The following is a 10,041-nucleotide window of genomic DNA, read 5'->3' as shown; positions in this document are numbered from 1 at the left end:
CCGTTAGGGTTCCTAACATGGAACCTGTAGCTGAAGAATAGTCCGGTTATAGGTAGCGCACCTGATTTATGCGGCTGCAATGCCAGGTTGGCGCGCACAAAAAAGCCCAGCTCAATGGCCGGGCTTTTTGTGGTCACTCCTCAACACGCGCAGGAATGACAGGATGGAGCAAATTTACGACATGGCGACATGATGTTGCAAGCCCTTTTGAGGGCCTTTTCATGCAGCCTCGCCGGAAAGCACTCCAACCGCCTCAAGCATGTGCTGCGCCTCCACAAGTGCTTCGTTGACCATCGACTCAAGGGAATCCTTGATGGCCTTGTTCCAGCGCTGGTAGGTGCGCTCGGTCAGGCCCTGGGAATCCCAGTTGGTCATGTCATAGTTCGATTCGGCGAGCACGATCATTTCGCCAGATCGCTGCTCAGCTACAGCCCTGGCGTGGCTATTGGCTCGATCCACTGCCTGCCGAGCCGCCCGATTGCGCCACTCCAGCTTGCAGCCCTCCTTGCAGCCGCAGTCCTGGGCGCATTCCTGTGGCTTGACCGGCTTGGCATGGGTCGCAACACGCTGTACCCCCTTCTTCTGCTCCGGCACGCCCCAGACCAGCACGGCCTGCTGAGTGAACCGCTTCGGCGCCGGGGTAGGCACCACAGCCACCAGGCGACCGATGGAATCGATCTTGCGCCCACGGTGGGTGCTGTACTTGGCCACCAAGGCGTTCCAGTGTCGCGGGCTGAGCTGGGCGTGCAGCAGCTTGTGCACGATGGAATCAGCCAGGAGGGCGGCATCCTTTCCTGAGATCTCGCCCTTGAGCTTGCTGGTCTGCACCCGCGGCTCCACATTGCATCCGCCCGCGCTGTTGATCGTCTCAGCCGCCAGGGCGCGAACCACTGCCGATACCACGTTCTGATAGTTCATTGCCCACCCCCTGCCCGCTTGGCCTTTCTCACGATGAATTCTTCGTAGCTTCGCTTGCGGCGCACTGCCCCAGCCCACGACAGCGCCACACCACCCACCACCATGAGGGTGGCCAAAATCAGGAATCCCCATGCTGGTGTCATGCTGCCTGCTCCTGTGCCTGGATGCGGACGCGCACAGCGCCGCCCTTGATAGTTTCCTTGCTCACCCTGATCTGGGTGGCGAACAGGTTGTCGTCGATGCCCAGGGCATCTGCCAGGCCGTCACGGCCCGCCTTGAACATCGCCAGAAGGTTGTCGTCGTCACGGCGGCGGCGATCTGGCGGAACGAACTCGAGGATGAGCAGCGATTCTCCCTTGGGCGCCTTGATGCCGGCCTGCTTCGCCAGCAGGTGGCATTCTGCCCGGTACGACTTGGCCGCCTTGCTCTTCCTAGTCCAGTGCACACGGGCGTTCGGGCTGCATACGGCCGGCGGCCACGGTAGTGTCAGCTCCGTCATGCGGCCCCCTTCACGGTCAGAATGCCGGCCCGAATCAGGGCCTCATGAGTCTCAGCGATTGCCCGAGGCATGTCGGACCAGTCCACCTCGCCCTTCCCCCGACCATCGAGCACGTCGTGACAGGCGCTGCAGGCGTAGACCGCCACGGTGTCGAAGCCCTTCATACCCATGCCCTTCTGCCCGCATGGCAGGTGGGCTAGCACGGTAGTCTCCGGGTTGAAATTGCAGGTGCCGGGGATGCGGACTGTGCAGTCCTGGCCACGGGCGCTCTCGCGCACTTTCTTGGATACAACACGCATCAGTCCCGCCCCTCCCATAGATCCTTCTGGCTCCAGCGAACCTGGTGCTCAGCCCCAAACGCCTGAATCCACTCCAGCAGGCTCGCGCACTGCTTCACGCTCAGCTGGCTTGTGCGTTCGTAAACGACGTCGAAGCCGTTGCCGTCGACCGCTGGTATCAGTTGAGGCTGTTCGCCGCTCTCACGCAGCCAGGCGGCCGTCAGGAGGCGCTTCCAGATCAGGACGTCCCACTTCTTGCCGGCGTGCTCGACCTGCTTGGCGATATCGGACAGGCAGGCGTGCAGTTTCTTGTTCTGCTCACCGCTGCGGTCTTGATCCTTGATCACGATCTTCTTGGGCCGGGTGAAGTCCTGGGCCTGCAGGATGCCGAAGAGACGATTGGCGTCTGCCATGCTGTGCATTACGAAGTCGGTCATTCGCGCACCTCGTAGGCACCGGCCTCAACACACTCGCGCGCAACTTGTCGGAGCGCATCCTTGGCGAAATCGAAGCCTTCGCTACCTGGCTTCTGCAGCGCTCGCATCGCATTCCACTGGCTCAGCTGCGAGCAATAGGGCTCACGCACCAAGCACTTCTTGAGATTTCCGTCGATCTCTAGGGTGAAGATCATGGCGCCACCTTCAGGCCTTGGGCCTCGATGGCTTCGCGACGCTCCCGAACGTAATCATCGATCTCTGCCTGGAGCTCAACCAATACAGCCTCACGGCTGGCCTGCCACATCTGCCAAGCAAGCTCGGTGGACTCCTTGACATAAACCTCGCTGAGCATGTGGAAGGCCGTGTACGTCTTCCACCCAAACTTCTCGCAGTAGGCCGTGTATGCGGCCTCGAACTGCTCGCGCATCTTGTTGGTGTCCATCACGCCTCCTCCCCTTGCAGGCTCTGCAGCAGAGTCTTGAGCTGGCGGTACTTCTCCATCGACTTCGCACTGGACTCGCGCTCCTGCTCGATGGCCAAGGCAACATCCTCCACCCGGGACGCCAGGCGCTTCAGGTTGCTGGCCATGCCAGCGATTTCCCCAGCCAGCTCGCTCAGCATCTCCAGCGGAGTGCCCGGGGCTTTCTGATCGGCAACTACTTCAAGTTTCGGCTGTGCTTTGGCCATCACTGGCTCCTGAGTCTTCTGCTTGATGTCTACGGGGATGCGCTGGAACTGGTCGCGCCCCGATTTCTTGATGAGGCCCGAATCCACTAGGCTGATCAGGCAGCCCGAGACGATCCGGTTATCCGGGGTGCTGCCGGTCAGGTTGCGCATGGCGGTCATGACCTGGGCAGAGGTCCACGGCTCATTCATCGGCACGCACTCGTAGACCTTCTTGGCCACGCCGGTCTGGCCCTGCATGAGGCTTTCTTTCTTGGCCGGACTCACACCCCCTCCCCGGCCGGCTGCCCGGCGCGCTTGATGTTCAACTTGGCCAGCAGGTGTGCACGGCACGCGGCGGCGCTCGACGGGATCTGCTGAAGGTCCAGCAGGCGGGCCTGGCGCTGGCTTGCATACTCGTCGGCTAGCTCGATCAGGCTCTTCTGGCTGTCGTGGCCGATGCCGGTGGCGATGTCGCCCAGGGGCTCGCCAGCCACCAGCATGCGGATGGTGATGTCGTAGGCCCGGGCGAACACCTTCTCGGCTCGCTCCACCTCCATCGACCCCAGGTTCTGCGCCTCGCACTGCAGGGCCGCGTGGCGCACCGCTGCGTGCGTCCAGTGGCGTGCACCTGCCCTGCTGGGGTGGAAGTTCTCCAGCGCTTCTGCCAGGGCCCGCGCAAGTGGCGGGATGCCCATCTCTTCCGGGTTCGGCTGGCACAGCTTTATGAACTTGCCGCTGCTCGGGGCGAAATCGGTACCCAGCACCCGGCACTTCTGGATGCCGAAGCGGATCTGCTCGAGCGTGTTGATGCCCGCGGCGACGAAGGACTTGATCCAGCTGCGCTTGGCGGCCTTCAGCGCGTCATCGTCTGGCCAGGCCTGCTTCCACGCTGGGAAGATGGCCTGCAGCTCCTTGAACAGGGCGTTGACCACTTCGGTGGTGCTTGGGTCCAGCTGCTTGGCCGGGGTGTGCGCCTCGGCTGGCAGGTTGCTGGCCGTGGCCATGATCTGCGTCACGCTGCGCAGTTTCGGTTGTGCGGTCATAAGGCCCCCAGGTCATCAGCCCAGCTGGTGTCGTTGAAGTCGGGACCGTTGCGGCGCTGGCCCTGCTGAGCCCCCGGCAGCACCTTCTCCGGGAACAGGCCGGTCCAGCCATTGCTGATGGACTGGTTGATCACGGCGTCGGGTGCGTGATGGCCAGCCAGGGTCTTGGCTTGGCGGTCACAGGTGGTCTTGGTCAGGCGCTTGCCGATCTCCTTGCGGTGCTGGCACCAGTCGGCCCAAATTGAGTCGCTAACGTTGGCCGGTTTGCAGGTCAATGGGTCGAACTTCGGAGCCTTCTTCGCGCCAGCTGGAGCGTCAGCGACAGAGGCCTTCGGTTCTTTGATGGTTAATTGATGGTTAATTGATGGATTGGGTGCAGCTCCTGCACCCCGTTCTGTCGTGGTTTGCACCCCGTTCTGTCGTGAGCTGCACCCCGTTGTGTCGTAATTTGCACCCCGTTCAGAACCGGGTGCAGCTGTTGCACCCCGTTCTACGCACAGGTCATAGACGGTTGGGCGGCGGTCGTGACGGTCGATGTAGGCACCGGCAATGGCCTGATTCCCAAGGCGAATCACCCCGATCTCCAGCAGGTGGTCGAGCTTGTACTTCACCGTGCGGATGGATAGGCCGGTGTCATCGCTGATGCTGGCGGAGGACGGAAAAGCTCCTCGCCCGTTCTTGTCGGCATAGTTGGCCAGGACCAGCAGCACGTAGCGCGCAGTGGCGTCCACGATGTCGCGCTGCTCCAAGGCCCAGGACATGGATTGGACGCTCACTGGGCACGCTCCAAGGGGGCAGCATCCCGCTGCTGGCAGACGAGCATGAGCGCGGCATTCCGTTCCTCGCGTGCAGCGTTGCCACGCCGGCGCATGCCCACGACATGCCGGTAAGCCCTACACTTCAGACCGGAACCTGATGGCATGTCGTTCGCAGCCTCTTGCAGATCGCAGCAGACATCGCCGTAGCAGAAGGCGCCCCACTCACTCTCCCGGAAATCGGTCGAATTGAGATCGTTGACGTAGAAATCACGAGCAGCTTCGCAGTGGACGCAGGTCTTGTAGGTCGACACGTCGCCTTCCCAGAGGCCTGAAACGTACTCGTAGCGGTCGCCTGGCTCGATGTAGCCACGGCACTCCGTGCAGGTGTGACGCTTACGCGCAATCCGGTGCGATTCGGTGTGGAATTCAGGGCTCATGCTGCACCCCGCACGGCCTTGTCGTGGGTGTGCAGGCCGTCCCCGGCGCATTCACATGCAGCGGCGAGGGACGCTATAGCCCGCTCATGGCGGCGCCTTGCGTTGTACTCGGCCTTCTTCGCCGCCTGGACGCGGTCGTATTGGGAGTTGGTGAACATCATCACCGGCAGGAAGGCGTCGTTATCTGGATCGAATTTCCCCTCCGGCCGGCCATGTGCCTGGAAGTAGGTGTCGTACATCGAGCGCAGCTCAGCCTTGAGGGCCTTGGTTGCGGTCGAAGCCTTATGCAGATCAAGGGCCGTCATGGCCGCCCGCTCTACCAGTTGCTGATAGGTCATGGTGGGCATGCTCAGAACTCCAGGCGCTTGATTTCGGACAGCAGTGCACGACTGTGACGCTGGATGTAGATCTGGCTCAGCTTCTTCTTGCGCGACTCGAAGTCCATGCCCACGTCAATCAGGGAGGCATTCACGCGCTGAAGGTGCTCGATGCAGCGGATTTCGCACGGAGTAAGGTGGTCACGGATCGAGTCAGTTGGGCTGATGCAGTGCGCCGCCCGGTATGCCTTCGACGGCATGCCCAGCGCGATGCGGTTGATCAGGTCGAACTCGTTGCTGAAGTGGTAGTGTTTAACGTCCTTGCCGACAGACAGGCGACCGTGCTTGATGGCCTCGGTCAGAGCCGGAGCCTCAAGGCGCGCTCGCTCACGGGCCTGACGCCCTTCCACCAACTGGATGTGCCCGACAACTACGGCATCGAAGGTACGGATTACGTGCAGGTGGAACTTGGCATTCACCCACATGGCGTAGGCGTAGATAAGCTCCTTGACGACATAGGTGCCGCCATTGCGACCCTCAATAGTCACGACCGGCAAACTACCCGGATTTTGGGTAGTTAACTCAGCCACCATTTCGGCGAAGGATTCCGTGGCCATGAACTTGCCTGGTTCTTTGGTGCGCTTGTTCGCTCCATCGGCCACGGCTGCCTTGTGAAGGTCATTGAGGCAGTAACGGCCCTCAATATCCTGCTTGATCTTCACCCCTCCAAGGGTGAGTGACATGCTGCGCGCCACGAAATCGTGGTTCGCATTTTGTGGCGCGGGCCGGTTGAGGGCCTGTACACTTTGGGTCTGCATATGCATAATTCCCCTACAGAGTTTTGTATTGCAGAGAGCCGGGCCGCGAACCCGGCTTTTTTGTCTCTGCGATTTGGCGTCCCTTATGAGGGACTGGCGCCCGGGTCCCTAATTAGGGATCGGACGGTTACCTCCGCGCCGCGAACGGCACCACGTTGTTGCTCTTGGGCTTGCCCCTCATCGAGAGGAAGCGGGTGGCCATGCCGACGATCTGCGATGCAAGTTCGTCGGGGGTAAGGCCGGCCTCATCCGCCCAGGCTTCCAGCTCCTGGAAGTCGGAACAGCGGAACTGCTCGACCTTCACGTCGTGCTGTACTGCTTCGTTTGCAGGCGACATTCGTCCTCCCCTGGACCTATTCAGGCCCTGGCCTTCTTCTCGTTGATCAGCGGCAAGTGGCCGTGCTCTTTCTTGAACGCCAGCGCGGCCAGGATGATTTCCCGGGCCAGCACGCTGTGCTGAGCCTTGAGCTCCAGGGCATACCCCTTCAGCTCGTTGAAGTCCTCGTCATCCAAGCGAACCTTGACCTGGTGGTCGTGGCGGTGAGCTTTGTCGTCGTAGGCCATCGGGTGTCCCCTGCGCGCTGGGTAAATCGTTCGGGCTTATCAGTTACGTGTCAGGGCCGGTTCAGGCCCTGCGATGGAACGGCGTTACAGGTCCCCGTGGATTACGGGGCTTGGTTCGGCTGGCCAGTTCTCGACGGATCAACTCGGCTGCGAGGGCTTCGGGGCTGACGCCCCTTCTTTCCGCTTCCCGCTCAAGCTGTTCCATCAGTCCCTGATCCAATCCGATTTCTTCAATCGGCATGGGGCCTCCTACGGGCCTTCAGGCCACGTGCTGATCGCCGGTATTCTCCGAAGACAGGGCGGCCAGCTGAGCTTCCAGCAGCTCACGGCAGAGCACAGCGCGCTGAGTGCGATGAAATTTCGCCAGCGCCTGGATCAGTTCAAACGTGTCCTCATCGACCCGGACCTTGATCTCGCGGTCATGCAGGTGCTTGGGGTTGGCGTACATGCTTGGGTGGCTCCTTGCGGCTATGAAATTGGTTAGGCAGCGACTTGCTCAGGCGGAAATGCATCGTCGAGGGCGCAGTTGGCGCCAAGGACATTCAGCGCTTCCACGATGAGGCGCGCCTCTTGGAGGCCTGGATTTCTCAGGCCTGATTCGTAGTTGGCCAGGCGGGACTGATTCCAGCCGAGCTGACGTCGCAGCGCTGCCTGGGTAACGCCAGCCCTTTCGCGAATCGTTCGGACTTGGTTCATACGGTCTTCCTCCATTGATTATCGAAGGATAAACACGCATCGTGTTAATTGCAAACACAATAAGTGAAAGCCGGGTATTTCGTTTCGTGATGAAATCCCGCGCATGAATGAATCACTGAGTCAGCGCATTAAGCGCTTGAGAAAAGCGACCGGGATGTCACAAGCGCAGCTCGCAGATGCCTGCGGCTGGAAGTCGCAGTCGCGCGTTGGGAACTATGAAGCCGGTACGCGGGAGCCCACGCTGGCCGACATTGCCTCCATTGCTTCCGCACTGGGCGTGGACCAGTCCGAGCTGCTGCTGGACTCTCCACCCCTAGAGCCCTCAAGCACTAAGCCGAGAAGCACTGCCGACCTGGTCAAACAGATGCTCGCCAAGAGCGGCAAAGGTATCCCTGAGGAGGCCCGTAAGAGGCTACTTGCGGCTGCCGAAGAACCGACTCCTACGAATGTGATTGCCGCCGAATTCCAGCGGCCAGGCCTCGTTGGCGATGAGGTCTGGATCGCCCACTACGACGTGCGCGGAGCCATGGGCGGCGGTGAGGTGACGCATGATTTTCCGGAAATGCTCCAAGACGTGCGCGTCAGCCCCAAGCACCTGCGCGAACTGGGCGTTGAGTTCAAGGAGCACTACCACCTGAAGCTCGTCACCGGCTGGGGCCAGTCCATGGCGCCCACCATCAAGAACCGCGACCCATTGATCGTCGATGTCAGCATCCGCGATTTTGCCGGCGACGGGATCTACTACTTCTCATGGGGCGGTCACGAGTACATCAAGCGACTACAGATCGCGGACGAAGAGTACTTCGAGATGATCTCTGACAACCCGAAGCACAAGGACCGGATGATCCGCCGGGAAGATACTTATATTCAGGCCAGGGTATTGCTGGTCTGGAATGCTCATCTGGTATAGCCATGCCCCTGACTAAGCCCAACCAAGAACTCCGCCGCGACCTCCAGGGCCTGGCCTCTGACCTGAAATGGTCGGCGGTCGAGCTGATGCGGATTGCTGAACGACTGAGCCTGGCCGGAAACGAGCATGACGCCCAGGCAGTGATCAGGATCTGCCAGGTGATGCAGGCTGGGGAGGATCGGTTGGTGGGGTATGGGGATGAGGTGAAGGCCGGTCAATTGACAAGGGCAAAGTAGTGACGATGGGCTGGCATTTGTGCACAGTCTGTCCCGATCAAGGTACTCATGGCCTGAGGCTCGTACTTTAATTTGGGAATCCGGCGCCGGAGCGCCTGAACAAGAATTTCGGAGCACTGATGGGCGATATTATCCTTACGGACGAGCAGATAGAGCGCTTACTCGGCACGTCCAAAAAAGCCATTTCGCCAAATGCGCGATGGAAAACACAGAGAGGCTCACGGCAGAGAAACTACGATCTTGAGTCGGAGGATGGCAAGCTACGGTTCACCCTTTACCTTCGGCAGAACGAGCGCATCAAGGAGTCGTTCTCCTGTGGTCTGCTTTACCTGCATGCAGGCGGCGATAAGGTTACCCTGGCGCGCTACAACGGTAGCGACCACCCTCATTACAATCCACTCGACAGCACTCGCGCGGACAACCATTGTCACATTCACCGAGCGACCGAGCGATACATGGCCGCCGGTCGAAAATCAGAGCACTATGCCGAGAGCACGGATCGTTACACCGATCTTGACGGGGCGTTCAGGGCAATCGTCTATGATTGCAAGATTTCCGGAATACGCCTCGCCAATCAGCAGCCTGAAGACGATAATGACGAAGCATACGACGACCAGCTGAACTTAGACCTGCAATGAACATCGATCAGCAAGCCCTCCAGAAACAACTTTGCAGCACGTTCTGCCAGGACGTGAGGGTGACCTTGGGTGACGGTTTTGCTCGGGTTAATCTACCCATGACAGGTCGCGACGGCGATGGTTTCACCGCTTATCTGCAGCCTATCTCTGCCGGGTGGAGAATCTCCGACATGGGCACCACCATGATGCGTCTCAGCTACGAGAATGACCTCTCCAAGCTATTTACCGGGGCGCGCGGAAAGCTGTTTGAAACCATCCTAAAGGAAGGCGGCCTTGCCGAGGACGACGGCGAGCTTTATCTGGAAGTGCCGAGCGATGCAATTCCCCGCGGCCTATTCACGCTCGGCCAGGGTATCACTCGCGTAGAGGATATCGGCCTCTGGACACGTAACCGTATTGAGTCGACCTTCTATGAAGACCTGGCCTCAGTTATCGAGTCGATGCTTCCGCCAGAGCAGGTTGAGCGCGGCTATGTCGTTCCGGGCGTTCCCAATGGCGACTCATACCCCGTCGATTACTACATTCACACCCAGCGTCGACCGCTCTACCTCTTTGGGGTCAACACCAAAGAGAAGGCCATGCTCACCACCATCATCCTTCAGCACCTTCAGGCAGCCAGAAAGGACTTCGACTCGATGGTCATCTGCTCGAACATCGAAGATATTCCAAAGCTGGATAGGCGCCGCCTGATCAATGCTGCCAATGACGTGGTTGCCAACATCCAGGATACAGACGCCATCCGCATGAAGGTTGAGCATCGCATTAGAGCCTGAATAATGCTTGGCCGAGCCCGGCATTTTCGTGCTTACCATCCATCTGATTGGGC

22 protein-coding genes are annotated in these 10,041 nt (G+C 60.1%); 4 read left to right on the top strand and 18 right to left on the bottom strand.

Annotated elements, in window-relative coordinates; all coding sequences use genetic code 11:
* Window positions 1–219 precede the first annotated feature (219 nt).
* The 18 genes from BLX42_RS22730 to BLX42_RS22650 all read right to left on the bottom strand — a co-directional run bounded on the left by BLX42_RS22730 (window position 220) and on the right by BLX42_RS22650 (window position 7,431).
* A complete protein-coding gene (locus BLX42_RS22730) occupies window positions 220–918 on the bottom strand; it encodes a hypothetical protein (RefSeq protein ID WP_161872698.1) in 699 nt (232 codons plus the stop codon).
* Window positions 915–1,061: a hypothetical protein gene (locus tag BLX42_RS26615; protein WP_019751348.1), complete on the bottom strand. Its 147-nt coding sequence runs from the start codon at window positions 1,059–1,061 to the stop codon at window positions 915–917. The genes BLX42_RS22730 and BLX42_RS26615 overlap by 4 nt, the downstream gene beginning before the upstream one ends.
* On the bottom strand, window positions 1,058–1,417 hold the full coding sequence (locus BLX42_RS22725; protein ID WP_161872697.1) for an endodeoxyribonuclease RusA: 360 nt from the start codon (window positions 1,415–1,417) through the stop codon (window positions 1,058–1,060). Before BLX42_RS22725 ends, BLX42_RS26615 begins: the two co-directional genes overlap by 4 nt.
* The gene (locus BLX42_RS22720; protein ID WP_060709503.1) at window positions 1,414–1,716 is read right to left on the bottom strand and encodes a nuclease domain-containing protein; all 303 of its coding nucleotides are present in this window, start codon (window positions 1,714–1,716) and stop codon (window positions 1,414–1,416) included. Before BLX42_RS22720 ends, BLX42_RS22725 begins: the two co-directional genes overlap by 4 nt.
* On the bottom strand, window positions 1,716–2,117 hold the full coding sequence (locus BLX42_RS22715) for a recombination protein NinB (protein ID WP_371926713.1): 402 nt from the start codon (window positions 2,115–2,117) through the stop codon (window positions 1,716–1,718). Before BLX42_RS22715 ends, BLX42_RS22720 begins: the two co-directional genes overlap by 1 nt.
* Window positions 2,118–2,128: 11 nt before the next feature.
* Window positions 2,129–2,326, bottom strand: a complete 198-nt coding sequence (locus BLX42_RS22710) for a hypothetical protein (protein ID WP_161872695.1) — start codon at window positions 2,324–2,326, stop codon at window positions 2,129–2,131.
* Entirely contained in the window at window positions 2,323–2,574 is a 252-nt protein-coding gene (locus BLX42_RS22705) for a hypothetical protein (protein WP_161872694.1), read from the bottom strand. The genes BLX42_RS22710 and BLX42_RS22705 overlap by 4 nt, the downstream gene beginning before the upstream one ends.
* Window positions 2,574–3,083, bottom strand: a complete 510-nt coding sequence (locus tag BLX42_RS22700; protein WP_161872693.1) for a hypothetical protein — start codon at window positions 3,081–3,083, stop codon at window positions 2,574–2,576. The genes BLX42_RS22705 and BLX42_RS22700 overlap by 1 nt, the downstream gene beginning before the upstream one ends.
* Window positions 3,080–3,841 carry a replication protein P gene (locus BLX42_RS22695; protein WP_161872692.1) on the bottom strand — a complete coding sequence of 254 codons (762 nt, stop codon included), beginning with the start codon at window positions 3,839–3,841 and terminating at the stop codon, window positions 3,080–3,082. Before BLX42_RS22695 ends, BLX42_RS22700 begins: the two co-directional genes overlap by 4 nt.
* Complete coding sequence (locus BLX42_RS22690; RefSeq protein ID WP_161872691.1) at window positions 3,838–4,617, bottom strand: helix-turn-helix domain-containing protein; 780 nt, start codon at window positions 4,615–4,617, stop codon at window positions 3,838–3,840. Before BLX42_RS22690 ends, BLX42_RS22695 begins: the two co-directional genes overlap by 4 nt.
* Window positions 4,614–5,036 carry a hypothetical protein gene (locus BLX42_RS22685; protein ID WP_161872690.1) on the bottom strand — a complete coding sequence of 141 codons (423 nt, stop codon included), beginning with the start codon at window positions 5,034–5,036 and terminating at the stop codon, window positions 4,614–4,616. Before BLX42_RS22685 ends, BLX42_RS22690 begins: the two co-directional genes overlap by 4 nt.
* Window positions 5,033–5,383: a hypothetical protein gene (locus BLX42_RS22680; protein WP_161872689.1), complete on the bottom strand. Its 351-nt coding sequence runs from the start codon at window positions 5,381–5,383 to the stop codon at window positions 5,033–5,035. Before BLX42_RS22680 ends, BLX42_RS22685 begins: the two co-directional genes overlap by 4 nt.
* 2 nt (window positions 5,384–5,385) lie before the next feature.
* Window positions 5,386–6,171 carry a KilA-N domain-containing protein gene (locus tag BLX42_RS22675; RefSeq protein ID WP_161872718.1) on the bottom strand — a complete coding sequence of 262 codons (786 nt, stop codon included), beginning with the start codon at window positions 6,169–6,171 and terminating at the stop codon, window positions 5,386–5,388.
* 127 nt (window positions 6,172–6,298) lie between these two features.
* The gene (locus tag BLX42_RS22670) at window positions 6,299–6,508 is read right to left on the bottom strand and encodes a hypothetical protein (protein ID WP_161872688.1); all 210 of its coding nucleotides are present in this window, start codon (window positions 6,506–6,508) and stop codon (window positions 6,299–6,301) included.
* Window positions 6,509–6,528: 20 nt separating this feature from the next.
* The gene (locus BLX42_RS22665; RefSeq protein WP_027907143.1) at window positions 6,529–6,735 is read right to left on the bottom strand and encodes a hypothetical protein; all 207 of its coding nucleotides are present in this window, start codon (window positions 6,733–6,735) and stop codon (window positions 6,529–6,531) included.
* 61 nt (window positions 6,736–6,796) lie between these two features.
* Window positions 6,797–6,976: a hypothetical protein gene (locus BLX42_RS22660; protein WP_119687396.1), complete on the bottom strand. Its 180-nt coding sequence runs from the start codon at window positions 6,974–6,976 to the stop codon at window positions 6,797–6,799.
* Between the two features lie 18 nt (window positions 6,977–6,994).
* A complete protein-coding gene (locus tag BLX42_RS22655; RefSeq protein WP_119687397.1) occupies window positions 6,995–7,183 on the bottom strand; it encodes a hypothetical protein in 189 nt (62 codons plus the stop codon).
* 32 nt (window positions 7,184–7,215) lie between these two features.
* Window positions 7,216–7,431 (bottom strand): helix-turn-helix transcriptional regulator, encoded by a 216-nt coding sequence (locus BLX42_RS22650; RefSeq protein WP_119687398.1) that lies wholly within the window; start codon window positions 7,429–7,431, stop codon window positions 7,216–7,218.
* Window positions 7,432–7,534: 103 nt separating this feature from the next.
* On the opposite strand from BLX42_RS22650, the gene BLX42_RS22645 reads away from it, so the two are divergent.
* The 4 genes from BLX42_RS22645 (at window position 7,535) to BLX42_RS22630 (ending at window position 9,988) form a co-directional block, all read left to right on the top strand.
* Window positions 7,535–8,341, top strand: a complete 807-nt coding sequence (locus BLX42_RS22645; protein WP_161872687.1) for an XRE family transcriptional regulator — start codon at window positions 7,535–7,537, stop codon at window positions 8,339–8,341.
* A 2-nt stretch (window positions 8,342–8,343) separates the two neighbouring features.
* The gene (locus tag BLX42_RS22640; protein ID WP_161872686.1) at window positions 8,344–8,577 is read left to right on the top strand and encodes a hypothetical protein; all 234 of its coding nucleotides are present in this window, start codon (window positions 8,344–8,346) and stop codon (window positions 8,575–8,577) included.
* 119 nt (window positions 8,578–8,696) lie between these two features.
* Window positions 8,697–9,215 (top strand): hypothetical protein, encoded by a 519-nt coding sequence (locus BLX42_RS22635; protein WP_161872685.1) that lies wholly within the window; start codon window positions 8,697–8,699, stop codon window positions 9,213–9,215.
* Entirely contained in the window at window positions 9,212–9,988 is a 777-nt protein-coding gene (locus BLX42_RS22630) for a DUF1828 domain-containing protein (protein WP_103462659.1), read from the top strand. The genes BLX42_RS22635 and BLX42_RS22630 overlap by 4 nt, the downstream gene beginning before the upstream one ends.
* Window positions 9,989–10,041 lie beyond the last annotated feature (53 nt).

The sequence above is a fragment of the Pseudomonas sp. SG-MS2 genome (genome assembly GCF_009933855.1).
In the GTDB taxonomy this organism is placed as follows: Bacteria; Pseudomonadota; Gammaproteobacteria; order Pseudomonadales; family Pseudomonadaceae; genus Aquipseudomonas; species Aquipseudomonas putida_E.
This window is presented reverse-complemented; position numbering and strand designations above follow the sequence as displayed.

What these genes read in the sequence shown, in the direction of transcription:
- BLX42_RS22650 (WP_119687398.1), bottom strand. Translation starts at nt 7,431, where the DNA reads ATGAACCAAGTCCGAACGATTCGCGAAAGGGCTGGCGTTACCCAGGCA.
- BLX42_RS22675 (WP_161872718.1), bottom strand. Translation starts at nt 6,171, where the DNA reads ATGCAGACCCAAAGTGTACAGGCCCTCAACCGGCCCGCGCCACAAAAT.
- BLX42_RS22630 (WP_103462659.1), top strand. Translation starts at nt 9,212, where the DNA reads ATGAACATCGATCAGCAAGCCCTCCAGAAACAACTTTGCAGCACGTTC.
- BLX42_RS22655 (WP_119687397.1), bottom strand. Translation starts at nt 7,183, where the DNA reads ATGTACGCCAACCCCAAGCACCTGCATGACCGCGAGATCAAGGTCCGG.
- BLX42_RS22635 (WP_161872685.1), top strand. Translation starts at nt 8,697, where the DNA reads ATGGGCGATATTATCCTTACGGACGAGCAGATAGAGCGCTTACTCGGC.
- BLX42_RS22705 (WP_161872694.1), bottom strand. Translation starts at nt 2,574, where the DNA reads ATGGACACCAACAAGATGCGCGAGCAGTTCGAGGCCGCATACACGGCC.
- BLX42_RS22640 (WP_161872686.1), top strand. Translation starts at nt 8,344, where the DNA reads ATGCCCCTGACTAAGCCCAACCAAGAACTCCGCCGCGACCTCCAGGGC.
- BLX42_RS22695 (WP_161872692.1), bottom strand. Translation starts at nt 3,841, where the DNA reads ATGACCGCACAACCGAAACTGCGCAGCGTGACGCAGATCATGGCCACG.
- BLX42_RS22720 (WP_060709503.1), bottom strand. Translation starts at nt 1,716, where the DNA reads ATGCGTGTTGTATCCAAGAAAGTGCGCGAGAGCGCCCGTGGCCAGGAC.
- BLX42_RS22660 (WP_119687396.1), bottom strand. Translation starts at nt 6,976, where the DNA reads ATGCCGATTGAAGAAATCGGATTGGATCAGGGACTGATGGAACAGCTT.
- BLX42_RS22645 (WP_161872687.1), top strand. Translation starts at nt 7,535, where the DNA reads ATGAATGAATCACTGAGTCAGCGCATTAAGCGCTTGAGAAAAGCGACC.
- BLX42_RS22685 (WP_161872690.1), bottom strand. Translation starts at nt 5,036, where the DNA reads ATGAGCCCTGAATTCCACACCGAATCGCACCGGATTGCGCGTAAGCGT.
- BLX42_RS22680 (WP_161872689.1), bottom strand. Translation starts at nt 5,383, where the DNA reads ATGCCCACCATGACCTATCAGCAACTGGTAGAGCGGGCGGCCATGACG.
- BLX42_RS26615 (WP_019751348.1), bottom strand. Translation starts at nt 1,061, where the DNA reads ATGACACCAGCATGGGGATTCCTGATTTTGGCCACCCTCATGGTGGTG.
- BLX42_RS22725 (WP_161872697.1), bottom strand. Translation starts at nt 1,417, where the DNA reads ATGACGGAGCTGACACTACCGTGGCCGCCGGCCGTATGCAGCCCGAAC.
- BLX42_RS22730 (WP_161872698.1), bottom strand. Translation starts at nt 918, where the DNA reads ATGAACTATCAGAACGTGGTATCGGCAGTGGTTCGCGCCCTGGCGGCT.
- BLX42_RS22665 (WP_027907143.1), bottom strand. Translation starts at nt 6,735, where the DNA reads ATGGCCTACGACGACAAAGCTCACCGCCACGACCACCAGGTCAAGGTT.
- BLX42_RS22670 (WP_161872688.1), bottom strand. Translation starts at nt 6,508, where the DNA reads ATGTCGCCTGCAAACGAAGCAGTACAGCACGACGTGAAGGTCGAGCAG.
- BLX42_RS22710 (WP_161872695.1), bottom strand. Translation starts at nt 2,326, where the DNA reads ATGATCTTCACCCTAGAGATCGACGGAAATCTCAAGAAGTGCTTGGTG.
- BLX42_RS22715 (WP_371926713.1), bottom strand. Translation starts at nt 2,117, where the DNA reads ATGCACAGCATGGCAGACGCCAATCGTCTCTTCGGCATCCTGCAGGCC.